Origin of the sequence: Streptomyces sp. JW3 (assembly GCF_052216785.1) — a bacterium.
Lineage (GTDB): Bacteria > Actinomycetota > Actinomycetes > Streptomycetales > Streptomycetaceae > Streptomyces.
This window is the reverse complement of sequence record NZ_JBQOUX010000008.1, coordinates 70,448-88,295: the sequence shown is the minus strand read 5'-3', so window position 1 is coordinate 88,295 and position 17,848 is coordinate 70,448. Positions and strand designations below refer to the sequence as shown.

At 73.5% G+C, this 17,848-nt stretch carries 16 protein-coding genes; 9 read left to right on the top strand and 7 right to left on the bottom strand.

The features are described from left to right. Window positions 1–86 precede the first annotated feature (86 nt). Both ACTT8P_RS05965 and ACTT8P_RS05960 read right to left on the bottom strand, forming a co-directional pair. The gene (locus tag ACTT8P_RS05965; protein ID WP_442830463.1) at window positions 87–1,316 is read right to left on the bottom strand and encodes a hypothetical protein; all 1,230 of its coding nucleotides are present in this window, start codon (window positions 1,314–1,316) and stop codon (window positions 87–89) included. Beyond that, entirely contained in the window at window positions 1,213–2,202 is a 990-nt protein-coding gene (locus ACTT8P_RS05960; RefSeq protein WP_442830462.1) for a phosphatase PAP2 family protein, read from the bottom strand. The genes ACTT8P_RS05965 and ACTT8P_RS05960 overlap by 104 nt, the downstream gene beginning before the upstream one ends. A gap of 214 nt (window positions 2,203–2,416) precedes the next feature. Here ACTT8P_RS05960 and ACTT8P_RS05955 point away from each other — a divergent pair, with 214 nt between their 5' ends. Then, window positions 2,417–3,016 carry a histidine phosphatase family protein gene (locus ACTT8P_RS05955; RefSeq protein WP_442830461.1) on the top strand — a complete coding sequence of 200 codons (600 nt, stop codon included), beginning with the start codon at window positions 2,417–2,419 and terminating at the stop codon, window positions 3,014–3,016. A 3-nt stretch (window positions 3,017–3,019) separates the two neighbouring features. Here ACTT8P_RS05955 and ACTT8P_RS05950 read toward each other — a convergent pair whose 3' ends face one another. Continuing rightward, on the bottom strand, window positions 3,020–3,145 hold the full coding sequence (locus ACTT8P_RS05950) for a hypothetical protein (RefSeq protein WP_442830460.1): 126 nt from the start codon (window positions 3,143–3,145) through the stop codon (window positions 3,020–3,022). Between the two features lie 13 nt (window positions 3,146–3,158). After that, window positions 3,159–4,613, bottom strand: coding sequence for a hypothetical protein (locus ACTT8P_RS05945; RefSeq protein ID WP_442830459.1), 1,455 nt, complete (start codon window positions 4,611–4,613; stop codon window positions 3,159–3,161). A gap of 282 nt (window positions 4,614–4,895) precedes the next feature. Here ACTT8P_RS05945 and ACTT8P_RS05940 point away from each other — a divergent pair, with 282 nt between their 5' ends. Together ACTT8P_RS05940 and ACTT8P_RS05935 are read left to right on the top strand one after the other, a co-directional pair. Continuing rightward, window positions 4,896–5,294, top strand: coding sequence for a hypothetical protein (locus ACTT8P_RS05940; RefSeq protein ID WP_442830491.1), 399 nt, complete (start codon window positions 4,896–4,898; stop codon window positions 5,292–5,294). A 240-nt stretch (window positions 5,295–5,534) separates the two neighbouring features. Continuing rightward, complete coding sequence (locus ACTT8P_RS05935; protein WP_442830458.1) at window positions 5,535–6,404, top strand: spermidine synthase; 870 nt, start codon at window positions 5,535–5,537, stop codon at window positions 6,402–6,404. A gap of 24 nt (window positions 6,405–6,428) precedes the next feature. Here ACTT8P_RS05935 and ACTT8P_RS05930 read toward each other — a convergent pair whose 3' ends face one another. Next, entirely contained in the window at window positions 6,429–6,971 is a 543-nt protein-coding gene (locus ACTT8P_RS05930) for a hypothetical protein (protein WP_442830457.1), read from the bottom strand. Between the two features lie 97 nt (window positions 6,972–7,068). Between ACTT8P_RS05930 and ACTT8P_RS05925 the strand changes: the two genes are divergently transcribed. The 3 genes from ACTT8P_RS05925 to ACTT8P_RS05915 all read left to right on the top strand — a co-directional run bounded on the left by ACTT8P_RS05925 (window position 7,069) and on the right by ACTT8P_RS05915 (window position 10,778). Further along, window positions 7,069–7,773 (top strand): response regulator transcription factor, encoded by a 705-nt coding sequence (locus ACTT8P_RS05925; RefSeq protein WP_442830456.1) that lies wholly within the window; start codon window positions 7,069–7,071, stop codon window positions 7,771–7,773. Next, window positions 7,770–9,188: a sensor histidine kinase gene (locus ACTT8P_RS05920; protein WP_442830455.1), complete on the top strand. Its 1,419-nt coding sequence runs from the start codon at window positions 7,770–7,772 to the stop codon at window positions 9,186–9,188. The genes ACTT8P_RS05925 and ACTT8P_RS05920 overlap by 4 nt, the downstream gene beginning before the upstream one ends. A 132-nt stretch (window positions 9,189–9,320) precedes the next feature. Further along, on the top strand, window positions 9,321–10,778 hold the full coding sequence (locus ACTT8P_RS05915) for a glycoside hydrolase family 18 protein (protein ID WP_442830454.1): 1,458 nt from the start codon (window positions 9,321–9,323) through the stop codon (window positions 10,776–10,778). A 77-nt stretch (window positions 10,779–10,855) separates the two neighbouring features. Here the strand turns inward: ACTT8P_RS05915 and ACTT8P_RS05910 are convergent, their stop codons facing one another. Together ACTT8P_RS05910 and ACTT8P_RS05905 are read right to left on the bottom strand one after the other, a co-directional pair. Further along, on the bottom strand, window positions 10,856–12,292 hold the full coding sequence (locus ACTT8P_RS05910; RefSeq protein ID WP_442830453.1) for a GH1 family beta-glucosidase: 1,437 nt from the start codon (window positions 12,290–12,292) through the stop codon (window positions 10,856–10,858). 275 nt (window positions 12,293–12,567) lie between these two features. Then, window positions 12,568–13,608 (bottom strand): LacI family DNA-binding transcriptional regulator, encoded by a 1,041-nt coding sequence (locus ACTT8P_RS05905; RefSeq protein WP_442830452.1) that lies wholly within the window; start codon window positions 13,606–13,608, stop codon window positions 12,568–12,570. A gap of 524 nt (window positions 13,609–14,132) precedes the next feature. Between ACTT8P_RS05905 and ACTT8P_RS05900 the strand changes: the two genes are divergently transcribed. The 3 genes from ACTT8P_RS05900 to ACTT8P_RS05890 all read left to right on the top strand — a co-directional run bounded on the left by ACTT8P_RS05900 (window position 14,133) and on the right by ACTT8P_RS05890 (window position 17,815). Further along, entirely contained in the window at window positions 14,133–15,458 is a 1,326-nt protein-coding gene (locus ACTT8P_RS05900) for an ABC transporter substrate-binding protein (RefSeq protein WP_442830451.1), read from the top strand. 423 nt (window positions 15,459–15,881) lie between these two features. Beyond that, window positions 15,882–16,877 carry a carbohydrate ABC transporter permease gene (locus ACTT8P_RS05895; RefSeq protein ID WP_442830450.1) on the top strand — a complete coding sequence of 332 codons (996 nt, stop codon included), beginning with the start codon at window positions 15,882–15,884 and terminating at the stop codon, window positions 16,875–16,877. A 41-nt stretch (window positions 16,878–16,918) separates the two neighbouring features. Next, window positions 16,919–17,815, top strand: a complete 897-nt coding sequence (locus ACTT8P_RS05890; protein ID WP_442830490.1) for a carbohydrate ABC transporter permease — start codon at window positions 16,919–16,921, stop codon at window positions 17,813–17,815. The last annotated feature ends 33 nt before the right edge of the window (window positions 17,816–17,848 follow it).

The following is a 17,848-nucleotide window of genomic DNA, read 5'->3' as shown; positions in this document are numbered from 1 at the left end:
GTACCGGGTCCAGCCGGGCGAGCGTGCCGATCAGGGACATGCCGCCTCCAGTGCCCGTACCGGGTCCAGCCGGGCGAGCGTGCCGATCAGGGACATGCCGCCTCCAGTGCCCGCACCCGGTCCGCCGCCGCCAGTGTCTCGGCCCGCGGTTCCGCCGTCTCCAGCGCCTCGGCCCGCAGCTGAGCCGCCCGGCGCAGTGCCGCCACCGCCGGGTCGGCCGGGTCGCCGGCCGTGCCGTCGGCCGCCGCCAGTACGTCGTCGACCGTCGCCAGGTCGCCCAGCTCGGCGCGGGCCGGCCGGCCCAGCGTGGTGACCGCGCCGGCCGCCCGGGACCCGGCCCGGCAGTGGAAGGCCAGCTCGCAGGCGGCCAGGCACTCGGGCGCGTACGCCGCCGGGACCGACTCCACCGCGGCCGTCAGCTCCTCGGCCGGCCGGTCGGGGGCGAAACAGGTGCCCTCGGGGAGCGCGTCGGCGATCTCCTCGATCCGGGTGAGCCGGGTCAGCTGGCGGGCGGTCACCGCGCGCTGCTTGCGGACGTCGACCGCGGCGGCGGTGGGCAGATTGGAGAAGTCCTTGGGGCACACGAGCAGCACCCGGTGACGCACCCGCGGCGCGGGGCGCAGCCGGGCGGCGACCTCCTCCAGCGCCAGTACGTACACCGCGGCCTGCCGGGCGGCGGCGCCGACCTTCGCCGGGTCGGCCGAGCCGTCCAGCATCGGGAACGACTTGATCTCCACGACCGTCCAGCTGCCGTCCGGGTGCACCACCACCGCGTCCGGCTCCAGATAGGCGGCGGAACCGGCCACGTCCAGGGCGAGCATCGGATGGTCCAGGAGGGTCCAGCCGGCCGCCCCGGTCGCCTCCCGCAGCGCCAGCTCGGTGCGCGCCGCACGCCCCTGCGGGCCCGGCGCGGTCAGATCCGGCACCCGCGCCTCGCGCGGCGGCTCGGCGCCCCGGTCCAGCGTCTCGCGCACCAGCCGCAGCAGCTCCGCGCCGCCGTCCGCCTTGACCCGGGCCTCGAACGCGTTGCCCCGCACGAAGGCGAACTGGGACTGGCCGAACACCGACGGCGCGCCCAGCGCGCTCGCCAGGCCGGTCTTGTCCACCCCGGCGCCGTCCAGGAGCGCGCGCCGTCTGCACCCCGGGTTGGCCGCGAGGGCGGCCAGGGCGCGGGCGTCCAGGGCCTTGGGCGGTACGTCGGGGCCGCGCAGCTCAGCGAGCCGGTGCCGGAGCGCCGTCTCCCGTGTCCGCGGGGGAGGCGTCCGGCTCGGCTCCGGACCGGGGCCGCTCGTCGCGCTGGCGTGGAAATCGCTCACCCGCCGAAGTCTCGCATCCCCCACTGACAACAGGACCGACAACCGGACCGGCGACGCGGGAGACCGGGCCGGCCGAGCGCCGGGTGAACGCGCCGGCCGCCGGGCCGGACCGTTCCACCGCCCGGACACGCCCCCACCGCGCGCAGCGCAGCACGTACGGCGTCAGCAGCAGTCCCGCGCCCATCGCGGCGGCGCCCGCGACCGCGTCGAGGAAGTAGTGGTTGGCGGTGCCCATCACCACGACCGTGGTCACCAGCGGGTAGACCACGCCGGCCACCCGCGTCGCGCGCGTACCGCCGAACCGCCACAGCATCACCCCGCACCACAGTGCCCAGCCGACGTGCAGACTCGGCATCGCGGCGTACTGGTTGGTCATCCCGCCCAGCCCGCGCGGCGCGCTGGCCTCACCGCCCCACCAGCCCCACGAGCTGTAGTGGGCCATCGTGTCCACGAAGCCGTGGCCCGCGTCGAGCAGCCGCGGCGGGCAGGTCGGCAGCAGGGTGAAGCCGATCAGGCCGATGAACGTGGACGTCATCAGCCAGGTCCGGGCGGCCCGGTAGCGCACCGCGCGGGAGCGGAACAGCCACACCAGCACCAGCGGGGTGACCAGGTAGTGCAGGGACGCGTACCAGAAGTCGGCGGGCACCCCGAGCCAGGGCTCGTGGGTGAAGAGCCGGTTGAGCGGGTGCTCGGCGTTGAGGCGCAGCGCCTTCTCGACGCGCAGGATGGCGAGCCCGTGGTCGACGGCGTCGGAGACGTCGCCGCGCACCAGCAGCCGGCCGGCCGAGTAGCAGGCGTAGACGAGGAGGATCAGCGGCAGCTCCGTCCACCAGCGCAGACGGCCCGGCGGGGCCGCCTCGGTGCCTGGTGTGTCGGCGCGCGGCATCCGATCGACCTCCCCTTCTTCTTCGCGTACGGACCCGGGTACCCGCCGGTTCCGGGCGTGTCACTCTACGGCGTGGGCGGCCCCCCTCAGTGGAGCGCCCCCAGCCCTGACAGACGTCGTCCGCGCCCTGCGGGTTGCCCGTACGGGGCGTACGCGATGATGGAAGAGCCGCACCTCACCTTCACTGTCAATCACCCGGAAAGGTCCTCTTCCCATGGCACCGCGCATCCTGCTCGCCCGGCACGGACAGACGGAGTGGTCGCTGTCCGGCAGACACACGGGCAGGACCGACGTGCCGCTCCTGGAGGAGGGCCGGCGCGGCGCCAAGCTGCTCGGCGAGCGGCTGCACCGGGCGCCGCTGGACGGCCTGCCCGGCGCCGAGGTGCGCACCAGCCCGCTGGTACGCGCGCGGGAGACCTGCGAACTGGCCGGGTTCGGCGACCGGGCCCAGCCCTGGGACGCGCTCATGGAGTGGGACTACGGGGCCTACGAGGGCATGACACCGGCCGAGATCCAGGCCGTCCGGCCGGGCTGGCTGATCTGGCGGGACGGCGTCCCCGAGGGCGAGAGCACGGCGGACGTCACCGCGCGGGCGGACGAGGTGGTCGGCTGGGCCCGCCAGGCCGACCGCGACGTCCTGGTCTTCGCCCACGGCCACATCCTGCGCTCGATCGGCGCCCGCTGGCTCGGCCTGCCGCTGGACTTCGCGGCCCGCATACGCCTGAACCCGACGTCCCTGTCGGTCCTCGGCTGGGCCTACGGCGAACCCGCCATCGAGAACTGGAACGACATCGGCCACCTGGCAGCGGCTTGACGATCACCTGACGGCGACGGTGACGGCGACGGTGACGGCGGCCTGCCGGCGGGCCGGACCGTCCGCCCCGGGGGACGGGGAGGCGTCCTTCCCCGGAGCGGCCGGCCGTTTCTCACCCGGGCGGCGCACCGCCCGGGTCTCCTCACGCGGTGCGCGGCAGCGCCCGGTGGCGCTCCAGGAACGCCGCCACCCCCCGCGCCCCGCGATGCGGCAGCAGCACCCGCGCGGTGCTCGCCAGCATCGTCTGCACCCGGGTGGACTGGACCTCCCCGAGCAGGTCAAGCACCCGCAGCCCGGCCGCGGCCGCCGCGTCGGGCCGGCCGCCGCGGGCCAGGTCGTCGGCGAGTTCCGCCGCGTACAGGGCGGTGTTCCGGGTGAAGTGCGGGTCCTGGAGCCGCACCGCCCGGCGGGCGTGCCGGGCCGCCCGCGGCCAGTCGCCCAGCGTGGACCAGCACTGCGCCTCCAGCCCCTCCAGTTCGGCCTCGCCGTAGAAGCTCATCCAGTCGGGGTCGGCGTCGCCCGGCCCCCGGTCGAAGAACGCCTGCGCCCGAGCCAGGGCCTGTTCGCAGCCGACCCGGTCGGCCAGCCCCGCCCAGCCGCCCGCCTCCCGCAGCGCCAGCAGCGACAGCAACCGCGCGGAGCCCAGCGGCCGGGCGGCGCGCTGCGCGGCCTGCGCGGCCCGCACCGCCTCCCGGGGCCGGCCGGTGTCCCGGGCGAGGAACGCCGTGTTGCAGAAGGCGTGCGCCTCCAGCCCGGCGTCCCCGGTCATCCGCGCGGTCGCCAGCGCCTCCGCGTAGTGCGAGCGCGCGTCGTCGAAACGCCCGGAGTCGTGGGCCAGCCAGCCCACGGAGAGCGCCAGTTCACCGGCGCCCGCGTAGAGCCGGTCCGCCGTCGCCTGCCGCATCGCCCCGGCGTCCAGCAGCGCGTACGCGGCGCGCAGCGGGGCCGCCGCGCGCCGGTAGAGTCCGTCGGCGCCGTGCCGGTCGTCGAGCAGCCGGATCCGGCGGACGGCGTCCTCCAGGGCGCCGGCGTCGCTCGCCCCGCAACGGCGCACCGGGCGTTCGGCCGCCGCGGCGTCCAGGGCGAGCCCCAGCGGGCCCAGTGAGGCGGTGGCCACCGTGGCGGTGCCGCCCCTCATGAATGCGCGACGCAGCACGTCGCTCTCCTCGTGGTCGTCGTACGTGGGGTACGGGTCTGCCCGGTCGTACGGTCCGGGGAGCGCCGGCGTCTCACCGGCCGCCGCCTGCGCCCCCGCCGCCGGTGCCGTGCCCGCCGCCCGCTCGGCGCGCGCCCGCCGGCCGCGGACGGCCGAACGGGGCGCGAACCCCAGGTCGGTGAGGCTGCGGCCGGGGAACATGTGCAGGAACACCCGCTCGTACGCGTAGTTGGGACAGCGGATCTCGCCCGTCTCCACCCGCCCGACGTACCGCGCGTCACAGCTGACCCGCTCGCCGATCTCCCGCGCGGCCCGCCGGACCGCCGCCGCGAACTCGGCCGGCGAGCGCCGGCCGCGCAACTGGCGGAAGACCAGGTTCGGCCGCGCGGGCCGGTCGGGCTCGGGTGCTGGCTGAGGTGAGGTCCCCGTCGACGACGCCATGGCCGGTCCTCTCGTGCGAACCGTCGAACCGTGCCGCACCCGGGGCGACTTGCCGGGAGTATTCCCTTTGTCACCCCGCGTCCGGCGAGCACGAACGTACCCCCTGTGACGGTGCCGCCACGCGGAGTTTGAGCACAAAAGCGGATAACTCCTCCGTGATCCGCCATGAAATGCCATTCTTTGCGGCGGAATCACGCCGTAGCCGTTGACGGTCCGGCGCGTTGAACCCTGTGGGCCCGGAGAGCGACTCCCGGTCCGCTCGTCCAAGGAGTTGTTTCCGTGATGGTGGAGGCGGGGATGGAGACCAGCCGGATCAGCGACGCCCTGGGCACGTGCGACGCCTGCGACGTCGTCATCGTGCCGACCAGGCAAGGACTGGAGGCCGTCGACATCCTCAGACGGGGAGCGAGCGAAGCGGTGGGCCCGGTGCTGCACGACGACGGCCGCGGCACCCTCGGCTTCCTGGTGCCGCCGGGCACCGCCGCGGCCTGGGACGTGCCCGGGAGCACCTGTACGGAGCCGGACCGGCGGAGCCCGGCGCCGGCCCCGCGGCTCCCGGCGCCGGGCCCCGGCTGGCTGCTGCCGCCCGAGGAGACGGACCCCGCGACCGACCCGGCCGACCTGCGCGCCGCGCTCGGCGAGGCGGCCCGGCTGATCGAGGCGGCCGACAACTGCCGCTGAGCCGCGGCGCGCGGACGCCGGTCCGCCGCTGTCCGACCCTGCCGCCGGACCCGTACGGCACCGACCGCGCCCCCGTCCGGCTCCCCCTCGCTCGGCGAGGCGGCCCGGCTGATCGAGGCGGCCGACAACTGCCGCTGAGCCGCGGCGCGCGGACGCCGGTCCGCCGCTGTCCGACCCTGCCGCCGGACCCGTACGGCACCGACCGCGCCCCCGTCCGGCTCCCCCGGCGATAATGGCCCGATGGGAAAGTCCAGAAGCCCCCGGCGCGGGCGGGCCGGCGCGGAAGCCGTGTCGGCGGACGTCGACGGCGGCCGCGCCGAGCTGCTGCCCGACCGGGACCGGCCGCGCGGCTGGACGCTGCTGATCGACGGCGCCCCGCAGTCGCACGTCGACCTGGCCGACCCGGCCCACCTCTCCTTCGAGTACCAGCGCCGCTTCGGGCACGTCGTCGACCTCGTCGCACCGCCGGGACGGCCCGTGCACGCCGTGCACCTCGGGGGCGGCGCGCTCACCCTGGCCCGCTACGTCGCCGCCACCCGGCCCCGCTCCACCCAGCAGGTCGTGGAGCGGGACGCGGCCCTGGTCCAGCTGGTCCGCCGGGAACTGCCGCTGGACCCCGGCGCCCGCATCCGGGTCCGGACCGCCGACGCCCGCGCCGCGCTGGCCAAGCTGCCGCACGGCCGGGCCGACCTGATCGTCGCCGACGTCTTCAGCGGCGCCCGCACCCCCGCCCACCTGACCTCGGCCGAGTTCCTCGACGAGGTCCGGCTCGCCCTCGCGCCCGGCGGGGTCTACACCGCCAACCTCGCCGACGGCCCGCCGCTGGCCCACCTGCGCGGCCAGATCGCCACCGCCGCCGCCCGCTTCACCGAACTCGCCCTCGTCGCCGACCCGGCCGTACTGCGCGGCAAACGCTTCGGCAACGCCGTGCTCGTCGCCTCCGACCGGCCGCTGCCGCTCGCCGAGCTGACCCGCCGGGCCGCGTCCGACCCGCAGCCCGCCCGGGTCGAACACGGCAGGGCGCTCACCGACTTCACCGGCGGCGCCACCCCCGTCACGGACGCCACCGCGGTGGCCTCCCCGGCACCGCCGCCCGCGGTCTTCCAGTAGGGGCCGGGTGCGGGCCGTGACGGTTCAGTAGGTCCCGATCTCCACCCGCGGCGGCCCGTCGTGCCAGGTGCAGAACACCGACACCCGGTCCGCGCCGGAGGTGAACTCCACCCGGATCCACGTCTCCGTCTTCCACACCTGCATCGACCAGCCCGCGCCCGGCGTCGCCGACACCAGCGACGCCGAGACCGGCCCGAGGTCGAACACCGCCCGGCCGCCCTTGGTGTCGTACCCCTTGACCTGGCCGGATGAAGTGGACGACGGGGAAGGCGACGTGGGGGAGGACGACGGCTTCGGGGACGACGGGGTCGCGCTCGGCTCGTGCGTCGTCGCGGTGGGCGTCGGCGTCGGCGTCGGTGTCGGACTGTCCGACGGGGCCGGCCGGCTGGTGGAGGACGCCAGCGCCGGCGACGCCCGCGCCGACTCCTCGACCGCCGTGATCGGCAGCGCCCGGGGCGGGTCGTACGCCGTGCCCGCCATGACCGTGTGCACACCCCACCACGACAGGGTGACCGCCGCGCCCGTGGCGAGCAGCCAGGCCAGTACGTGTACGAGTCCTCTGCGCATCGCCGCCATACTGCCCCACCCGCCCCACGCGTGTCGCGCACGGGGAGTTGTCCACAGGCCCGAACTCGGCTCGCCCGGATGGCGTACGGTGCCGCCCATGGCAAGTGTGCTCGTGGTCGAGGACGACCAGTTCGTCCGCTCGGCGCTGATCCGGCATCTCACCGACGCCGCCCACACGGTGCGCAGCGTCGGCACCGCCCTGGAGGCGCTGCGCGAGGTCGCCCAGCTCCGTTTCGACGTGGTGATACTGGACCTCGGACTCCCCGATCTCGACGGGTCCGAGGCCCTGAAGATGCTGCGCGGCATCACCGACGTGCCGGTGATCGTCGCCACCGCCCGGGACGACGAGACGGAGATCGTCCGGCTGCTCAACGCCGGCGCGGACGACTACCTCACCAAACCGTTCTCCGTGGAGCACCTGTCGGCCCGGATGGCCGCCGTACTGCGCCGGGCCCGCACCGGCGCGGGCGAGGCACCGCCGTCCACCGTGCTCGGCGTCGGCGGCCTCACCGTCGACCCGCTGCGCCGCCAGGCCGAGCTGGACGGCGTCCGGCTCGACCTGACCCGGCGCGAGTTCGACCTGCTCGCCTTCCTCGCCGCCCGCCCCGGCGTGGTCGTCCCCCGCAAGGAACTCCTCGCCGAGGTCTGGCAGCAGTCCTACGGCGACGACCAGACCATCGACGTCCATCTGTCCTGGCTGCGCCGGAAACTGGGGGAGACCGCCGCCCGGCCGCGTTACCTGCACACGCTGCGCGGGGTCGGTGTGAAGCTGGAGCCGCCCGGCGCGGAGCCCGCGCGATGAGGTGGGCGCTGGTCAAGGTGTCGCTGGCGGTGACCGCGATGGTCGTGGTCGCCTTCGCCGTGCCGCTCGGCCTGGTCATCCGGGAGATGGCCCGCGACCGCGCGTTCGCGGGCGCCGAACGGGAGGCGGCGGCGGTCGCCCCCGCGCTGTCCATCACCACCGACCGCGAGCAACTGGAACGCGTCGTCGCCGCCGCCGGCTCCGACGACGCGGCGATGGCCGTGCACATCCCCCCGGCCGCCGACGCCGAGGACGGGAAGGGCGTCGACATCGGCCAGGAACGGGCCGCCGCCGCGGACATCGAGGCGGTACGCCGACTGGGGCGCGCCTCCACCACCCAGGTGCCGGACGGCTCCGTGCTGCTCCAGCCGGTCGCGATCGGCTCCGGCGCGATCGCCGTCGTCGAGGTGTACGTCCCCGAGTCCGAGGTCAGCAACGGGGTGGGCACGGCCTGGGCGGTGCTGGCCGCCGTCGGCGCCGCGCTGATCGTCGGCTCGGTCGCGGTCGCCGACCGGCTCGGTGTCCGCATGGTGCAGCCCGCCCAGCGGCTGGCCGAGGGCGCCCAGGAGCTGGGGGAGGGCCGGCTCGGCGCCCGGGTGCCGGAGGAGGGACCGCCCGAACTGCGCTCCGCCGCCGTCGCGTTCAACTCCATGGCCGACCAGGTCGTCCAGCTCCTCGCCAACGAACGGGAGCTGGCCGCCGACCTCTCGCACCGGCTGCGCACCCCGCTGACCGTGCTCCGGCTGAACGCGGCCTCGCTCGGCGAGGGTCCGGCCGCCGAGCAGACCCGGGCCGCCGTCGAGCAGCTGGAGCGCGAGGTCGACACCATCATCCGGACCGCCCGGGACGCCCGGCCGCAGACCGCGGCGGCCGGACCCGGCGCCGGGTGCGACGCCGCCGAGGTGGTGCGCGAGCGGATGGGGTTCTGGTCGGCGCTGGCCGAGGACGAGGGCCGCAAGTGGCGGGTGGCCGGCGCCGACCGGCCGGTGCGGATACCCGTGGCCCGCGCCGATCTGGCCGCCGCCCTCGACGCGCTGCTCGGCAACGTCTTCCGGCACACCCCGGAGGGCACCCCCTTCGCGGTCGACGTGCACAACGCCGAGGACGCGGTGATCGTGCTGGTCTCCGACGCGGGCCCCGGCATACCCGACCCGGAGGCGGCGATGGCACGCGGCCGGGGATCGGGCAGCGACGGGTCGACCGGGCTCGGGCTGGACATCGTGCGCCGGCTCGCGGAGTCCACCGGCGGCGACGTCCGGATCGGGTCCTCCGTGCTCGGCGGGACCGAGGTGCGGATCTGGCTCCAGCTCGACGGCCGGGCGGCGCCCGAGCGGCGCGGCCACCGGGGGACCGTGCGGCGGCGCCGGCCGCGCGGCGCGGTCCGTACCTTTAATCGCTCCCGATCCCTTCCTTAAGCGCACCCTAAGATCGCCAACCCCCGTCCGGATCAGGCTCTTTGCCCGTTTCGGCATCGCTAGCGTGCTGCCGCACCCCCACCCCCGGCAAGAACCGGCAAAGAACCGGCAAGAACCGAAGGCAGGCACGCGATGAGTACCCACCGGCGCAGGATCAGCGGCAGGAACAAGGCGATCGGCGCGGTCGTGGCAGCGGCCGTCGCGGGCGGCGGCGCGCTGCTTTTCACCAGCTCGGCGCAGGCGGCGGCGGTCGGCGCCGCGTACACGAAGACCAGCACCTGGGAGACGGGGTACACCGCCCAGTACGTCGTCACCAACGACAGTACGCAGCAGAAGGCCAACTGGACGCTGGAGTTCGACCTGCCCGCGGGGACGAAGCTCGGGTCGCTGTGGAACGCCGAGTCGAGCGTGAGCGGACAGCACGTCACCGTGACCGCGCCGAAGTGGGACACCGACGGGCTCGCGGCCGGCGAGTCGGTCACCGTCGGCTTCGTCGCCCAGGGCACCGGCGACCCGGCCGGCTGTCTGGTCGACGGCGCCTCCTGCGCCACGGACGCGGGCGCCACCCCCGAGCCCAGCGGTCGGCCCACCGACACCCCCACCCCCACCCCCACCCCCACCGACACCCCGACCGAGGACGAGACCGCCACCCCGGCCCCCACCGCGACCGAGGACACCGGCAGCGGCACCACCGGCGGCGCCGGCTTCGCGCCGTACGTCGACACCTCGCTCTACCCGGCCTACGACCTGCTGGCCAACGCCGAGGCGACCGACGTCAAGGAGTACAACCTCGCCTTCGTCACCGACGGCGGGAGCTGCACCCCCAAGTGGGGCGGCGTCACCGACCTGGCGAGCGACGCCGTGGCCGCGCAGATCGGCGACCTGCGCGCGGCGGGCGGCGACGTCCGGGTCTCCTTCGGCGGCGCGGCCGGCGCCGAGCTGGCCACCACCTGCGCCTCGGCCGACGCGCTGGCGGCGGCGTACGAGAAGGTCGTGACCGCCTACGGGCTGACCAAGGTCGACTTCGACGTGGAGGGCGGCGCGCTGCCCGACACGGCCGCCAACACCCGCCGGGCGCAGGCGATCGCGCGGCTCCAGGCCGACCACCCCGACCTGGACGTCTCCTTCACCCTCCCGGTGATGCCCGAGGGCCTGACCCAGCCCGGCGTCGACCTGCTCGCGAACGCGAAGGAGAACGGCGTCGCGGTGGACACCGTCAACATCATGGCGATGGACTACGGCGCCGCCTACAGCGGCGACATGGGCAGCTACGCCGAACAGGCCGCCACCGCCACCCAGGCCCAGGTCAAGGGTGTCCTCGGGCTCGACGACAGCGCGGCCTGGCAGGCGGTCGGCGTGACGCCGATGATCGGGGTCAACGACGTGACCACCGAGGTGTTCACGGTGGCCGACGCCACCCAGCTGGTGGAGTTCGCCGAGAGCAAGGGGCTCGGCAGCCTGTCCATGTGGTCCGCCACCCGGGACAAGGCGTGCCCCGGCGGCCCGAAGCAGCAGGCCGACGCCACGTGCAGCTCCATCGACCAGACGGACGGCGCCTTCGCCAAGGCGTTCGCGGCCTACCAGCAGTAGCCGAGCGCTGGGGCGCGGCACCCCCGTCGGATGCCGCGCCCCGTTTCCCCGCTCCCCTGGTCAGGTGGTCTGTTCGGTCAGGAGGTCCGTCCGGCCGTCTCGACCGGCGGGAGCGTGCCCGTGCGGGCCGCCTCGCCGTACCACAGGGCGCTCGACTTCGGGGTCCGCTCCAGGGTCACGTAGTCCACGTAGACCCCGCCGAACCGCTTCTCGTAGCCGTACGCCCACTCGAAGTTGTCCAGCAGGGACCACAGGTAGTAGCCGCGGACGTCCGCGCCGTCGGCGATGGCCCGGTGGACCGCCGACAGGTGCCCGTTCAGGTAGGCGACGCGCTCGGGGTCGTGCACCCGGCCGTCGGAGTCGGGCTTGTCGTCGTAGGCGGCGCCGTTCTCGGTGATGAACAGCTGGAGGCCCGGCGCCTCGCGCGAGTAGCGCATGATCATGTCGTACAGGCCGGTCGGGTCGACGGTCCAGCCCATCTCGGTGCGCTCGCCCGGCGACTGGTGGAAGGCCACGTCGTCGGCGGCCGGCCAGGGCGAGAAGTCGCTCTCCCCGTGCCCGTCCGAGCGCGGGCCGCGGGCGTCCGCGTCGGCCGCCGACACCAGCGTCGGGTTGTAGTAGTTCAGGCCCAGCGCGTCCAGCGGCTGGTGGATGGCGGCGAGGTCGCCGTCCTGCACATGGGACCAGTCGGTGACCGACGCCGTCGCCTCGAAGAGGCGCTCGGGGTAGGCGCCGTGCAGGATCGGGCCGTGGAAGACGCCGCCGGACAGGTCGTCGATCTTGCGGGCCGCCAGCAGGTCCTCCGGGCGCCGGGACAGCGGCCGGACCACCGCGGTGTTCAGGCTCACCGCGACCGAGTTGCGGGCCGGCATCACCGACCGCAGGGCGGTGGTGGCCAGACCGTGCGCCAGATTGAGGTGGTGGGCCGCGCGCAGGGCGGCCGCGTGGTCGGTGCGGCCCGGCGCGTGCACCCCGGAGCCGTAGCCGAGGAAGGCGCTGCACCAGGGCTCGTTGAGCGTCATCCACTGCTCCACCCGGTCGCCGAGCGCCGCGCCGACGATCCCCGCGTACTCGGCGAAGCGGTACGCCGTCTCCCGCTCGGGCCAGCCGCCCGCGTCCTCCAGCTCCTGCGGCAGGTCCCAGTGGTAGAGGGTGAGGGCCGGCTTGATGCCCTTGTCCAGCAGCTCGTCGACCAGCCGCCGGTAGAAGTCCAGCCCGCGCTGGACGGCCGGGCCGCGGCCGGTGGGCTGCACCCGGGACCAGGAGACGGAGAAGCGGTAGGCGTTCAGGCCCAGGTCCGCCATGAGCGCCACGTCGTCGCGGTAGCGGTGGTAGTGGTCGACGGCCGTGTCACCGGTGTCACCGCCGGCCGTCTTGCCCGGGGTGTGGCTGAAGGTGTCCCAGATCGACGGGGTGCGGCCGTCCTCGCGCACCGCCCCCTCGATCTGGTACGCGGAGGTCGCGGCGCCCCAGAGGAACGCTGGAGGAAAAGCGGCGGGCATCGGTTCTGGCATGGAATCGCTCCCACGGGTCGGGGAACCTCATTATGCATGGGAGCGCTCCCACCAGGAAAGGCCGAGTCCGTGCCGCCCGGGGTGCCGGTCTGTCTGAGGGGGCGGCGGGTCGGGTTGGCGTGGGGATCGGGTCGACGTGGGATCGGGTTGGCGTGGGGGTCGGGTTGGCGTGGGGATCGGGTCGACGTGGGATCGGGTTGGCGTGGGGATCGGGTTGGCGTGGGATCGGGTTGGCGTGGGATCGGGTTGGCCTGGGAATCGGGCCGATGCCCGGATCAAGCCGACGCCCGGATCACCAGTTCCGTCGGCAGGACCACCTCGCGGTGGCCGGTGCCGCGGTCGGCTATCTCGGCCAGCAGGAGCCCGGCCATGGCCCGGCCCATCTCCTCCAGCGGCTGCCGGACGCTGGTCAGCGGCGGATCGGTGTGCCGGGCCACGATCGAGTCGTCGAAGCCGATCACGGCCACGTCGTCGGGCACCCGCAGCTCGCGGGCGCGCAGCTCCTGGAGGGCGCCCGCGGCCATCACGTCGGAAGCCACGAACACGGCGTCCAGGCCGGGGCGCCGGCCCAGCAGGTCCCGCATCGCCGCCCGGCCGCCCTCCTCGGTGAAGTCGCCGTACGCGATCAGCCCCTCGTCGTGCGGGACGCCCGCGCCGCGCAGCGCCGCGTGGTAGCCGTCGATCCGGTCCTGCGCGGCCTCCATGTCCAGCGGCCCGGTGATGGTGGCGATGGTCCGGCGGCCCCGGGCCAGCAGATGCCCGACCGCGCTCTCGGCGCCGCCGCTGTTGTCCGCGCGGACGTGCCCGAGGGTCTCCCCCGCGCCGCGCCGGCCGGCCAGCACGGTCGGGATGGCGAGACCGTCCAGCTCGTCGGGGAGCGTGTCGTCGCGGTGCACCGCGATCATCAGTACCCCGTCCACCCGGTGCGCCGCCAGATACGAGGCGAGCCGCGCGTGCTCCTTCTCGTCGCGCGCCAGGACCAGCAGCAACTGCATTCCCGCGCTCGCGAGTCCGGCGGACACCCCCCGGATGATCTCCGAGAAGTACGGCTCGGTGAACAGCCGGGTCTCGGCGTCGGGCACGACCAGCGCCACCGAGTCGGTGCGCCGGGTGACCAGGGAGCGGGCGGCCCGGTTGGGTACGTAGCCGAGCTCGGCGATCGCCTGCTCGACCGCCGCGCGGGAGCGGGGGCTGACTTTGGGGGAACCGTTGATGACCCGGGAGACCGTGCCGCGGCCGACACCGGCGCGGGCGGCAACGGCGTTCAGGGTCGGACGCCGGATGTCCGCGGTCCTGGGCGGCTCGGCAGGGCTCATCGTTCACCTTCCGGCGTTCGGTGGGGGGCGGCTTCATTCTGGCTCAGAAAGCTGAAGCGTCCGCCCGGCAGGGCCCCGGGGTGGTCCAAGTGCCGCGCGCCGCCCAGGTGTTGTCGGGGAGAACGGCTTGAAACCGGCCGGAAAACAGGCAGGAAACGGAACCAAACCGGCATCGGCGCGGCCGAGGAAGGGGCATGGCGCGACACATTCACGTGACGTCCGGAACACGCTTACGCAACAACGCCGTTTTCAAGTCTTGACACTTGGGCCCGGCACCGAGGAGTCTTCGGGGCAAGCCGCGTGGGAGCGGTCCCACGGACGAACGGGACGCTCTCCGTGCGGACCAACGCACCATCGGCCCTTCCCTCCACTTGGCATGGCACACCTCTGACCAGCAGCTTCGCACCGCACGCCGCGTCGCACTGGGTTGGCCGCTGCTCGAACCGAGAGGGCAGGTCGGGACCGCCGAACTCGGCGGTCTGATCCCTGAGGTCCCCGTTCCCACTGGAACAAGGAGTAGTGGAATGCGCATCACCCGTACCGGCGGCGGTCGTAGCCGCAGAGCAGCGGTCCTCACCACCACGTCGGTCCTGACGGCCTCGGCCCTGCTGCTGACCGCTTGCGGCGGCAGTGACAGTGACTCGGACGCCAAGGACTCCGACGGGAAGATCACCCTCACGGTGGCCGACTACGGGCAGTTCGGCTACAAGGAGGCCGGCCTGTTCGAGAAGTACCACGAGCTGCACCCGAACATCACGGTCAAGGAAGAGACCACCGCCAACGAGCAGGACTACTACCCGAAGCTCCTTCAGCAGCTGAACACGGGCAGTGGACTGGGCGATGTCGTCGGTGTCGAAGTGGCCCGCGTCAAGGAGGTCGTCGACACCCAGGCGGCCAAGTTCGTCGACCTGAAGGACTCCATCGACGTCAGCCAGTGGGTCGACTGGAAGGCGAAGCAGGCGACCGCGGCCGACGGCAAGGTCATCGGCGCCGGCACCGACATCGGCCCGATGTCGCTGTGCTACCGCCGCGACCTGTTCGAGAAGGCGGGCCTGCCGACCGACCGGGAGGACGTCGCCGAGGCGGTCGCCGGCGGCTGGGAGGACTACATCAAGCTCGGTGAGCAGTACAAGGCGAAGGCGGCCTCCGGCACCTTCTTCATGGACTCCGCGAGCGCCATGTTCAACGGTGTCGTCAGCTCCTCCGAGCAGCAGTACTACGACACGGACGGCAAGGCGATCTACAAGGACAGCCCCGGTGTGCAGGAGGGCTGGGACCTGGCCGCCGAGGTCGCTTCGAAGAAGCTGAGCCAGGGCCTGCCGCAGTTCCAGGACTCCTGGGAGGCGGCGCTGCGCAAGGGCAGCGTGGCCACGGTCGTGTGCCCCGCCTGGATGGCCGCCCAGATCGAGACCTACTCCGGCGACGACTACAAGGGCAAGTGGGACATCACCAGCGCGCCCGGTGACACCGCGGCCAACTGGGGCGGCTCCTTCCTGACCGTTCCCGAGAGCGGCGACCACACCAAGGAAGCGACCGAGCTGGTCAAGTGGCTGACGGCGCCCGAGCAGCAGGCCGCCGTGTTCAAGGCGGTCGGTATCTTCCCGTCCAACCAGGGTGCCTACGAGCTGCCCGAGGTGAAGAACGCGACGCTGCCGTACTTCAACGACGCCCCGGTCGGCCAGATCTACGCCGATGAGGCCAAGACGATCCCGGTCGCGGTGCTCGGTGCGAAGGACGGCGTCATCAAGGACACGATCTCCACGCAGATCAACAACATGGAGCAGCGCGGTACCAAGCCGGACGAGGCCTGGGAGGCCGCGACCGAGACGATCGACAAGGCGATCGGCTGAGCCCGACGGTGCGGGCGGCCGCACCGGCCGCCGGCACCGCTCGCTCACCGGGGCCGTGACCGCAGTCGTACGGCGGCGGTCCGCGCCCTCGGGCGGGGGACGCCCCGCAGCAGACCCGGCCGTCAACGGCGGGTCTGCTGCGGGGCGTCCGGGAGCCGGCCGGGCCGGCGTCCGGACCGAACGGCCCGGTGCCGCCCGGGAGTTCCCGTCCACGTCCCACGGCTCCCCGTCCGCCCCGCGCCCGCCGCACCGACCCGAACCCGATGCGGACCGAGCACCACTCGGTCCGGACCGGACCCGATCCGGACCGAACTCCATCCGTCCCAGGGAGCCCAGGGAGGGAACGGCGGGCCGGGGCCCGGCCCGGCGACCCGCCTCCTGCCCGCTCCACTCGGCCAGACCTCCCAGGGAAGGACTCCCTCTGTGGCAACGACAACCCCCACACGGGGTGCCGACAAGCCGTCCACCGGCGGCTCCGGTGCCACGTCGAAAAAGGCGCCCAGCGCGTGGCGTACGCGCTTGTGGCGCTTCGACGACAAGGCGTCTCCGTACGCGTACATCGCCCCCTTCTTCCTAGTCTTCGGCGCCTTCGGGCTCTACCCGCTCCTCTACACCGGCTGGATCGCCCTGCACCGGGTGGAGATGACGGCTCTCGACCAGTCCGAGTGGGTCGGCTTCGAGAACTTCACCAAGATCCTCCAGGACTCCGAGTTCTGGACGGCCGTTTCCAACACCTTCGTCATCGGCGTCATCTCCACCGTCCCGCAGTTGCTGGTCGCGCTGGGCCTGGCCCACCTGCTCAACTACAAGCTGCGCGCCAGCACCTTCTGGCGCACGGTGATCCTCACCCCGTACGCCACCTCGGTGGCCACCGCCGCCCTCGTCTTCGCCCTGGTGTTCCGGGCCGACGGCGGCATCCTCAACTGGGTGCTCGGCTTCGTCGGCGTCGACAACATCGACTGGGGCAGCGGCGAGTGGACGTCCAAGATCGCGATCTCGGTCATCGTGATCTGGCGCTGGACCGGTTACAACGCCCTGATCTACCTGGCGGCCATGCAGGCCGTGCCGAGCGACCTGTACGAGGCGGCGTCGATCGACGGCGCGTCGCGCTGGCAGCAGTTCCGCAAGGTGACCATTCCCTCGCTGCGGCCGACGATCCTGTTCACCATCGTCATCTCGACGATCGGCTCCATGCAGCTGTTCGGTGAGCCGCTGCTGCTGGAGGGCGGCACGCTCGGCGCCGTCGGCGGCAGCGAGCACCAGTACGAGACGCTCAGCATCTACCTCTACAACTACGGCTGGAAGCTGGGGCACCTCGGTCCGGCCGCGGCGGTGGCCTGGGCCATGCTCGTCCTGCTGCTGCTCATCGCCCTGATCAACTGGATCGTCAGCCGGTTCATGCGCAAGAGCGCGGCGTGACGGGAGCGACTTCGATGACCACGACCAGCAGTCCCACCAAGATGACCGCGCCGGGCCTGCCCCCGGCCCCGCTCTCCGACCCGGCCGGCCGGCGCCGCCGGCTCCAGCTCGGCGCCGGCCAGCAGCTCAAGGGCGGCCCGTACACCTACCTCGCCCTGATCGTCGTCGGCCTGGGCTCCCTCTTCCCGCTGTACTGGACGCTGGTGGCCGCCTCCCACGACCAGCAGCGGGTGCTCGACAGCCCGCCGCCGCTGATCCCAGGCGGCAACCTCTTCAGCAACCTGGAGGCGGCCTGGGAACAGGCCAACCTCGGCAAGGCCATCGTCAACAGCTTCATCGTGTCCGCCTCCATCACCGCGGCCACGCTGTTCTTCTGCACCCTGGCCGGCTACGCCTTCGCCAAGATGCGCTTCCGCGGCCGGGGAGCGCTGATGACCGCGGTCATCGCCACGCTCACGATCCCGCCGCAGCTCAGTGTCGTACCGCTGTTCATGATGATGTCGGACATCGGCTGGGGCGGAAAACTGGAGTCGGTGATCTTCCCGACCCTGGTCGGCGCCTTCGGTGTCTTCTTCATGCGCCAGTACCTGCTGGAGGCGCTGCCCTACGAGCTCATCGAGGCGGCCAAGATGGACGGCGCGAACAACCTGCGCATCGTCTGGAACGTGGTGCTGCCCGCGGCCCGGCCCGCCATGATGGTGCTCGGCATGCTCACCTTCGTCCAGGCGTGGAACGACTTCTTCTGGCCCTTCCTCGCGCTGAACCAGGAGAACCCGACGCTCCAGGTGGCCCTCGGCCAGCTCAGCGCCTCGTACACCCCCGACCAGAGCATCGTCATGGCCGGAGCGCTGATCAGCACGCTGCCGCTGCTGGTGGTCTTCGTGGTCTTCGGCAAGCAGATCGTCGGCGGCATCATGGCGGGCGCGGTCAAGGGCTGACGCCCTGCCGCGCGGCCCGGCCGGTCCGCCGAG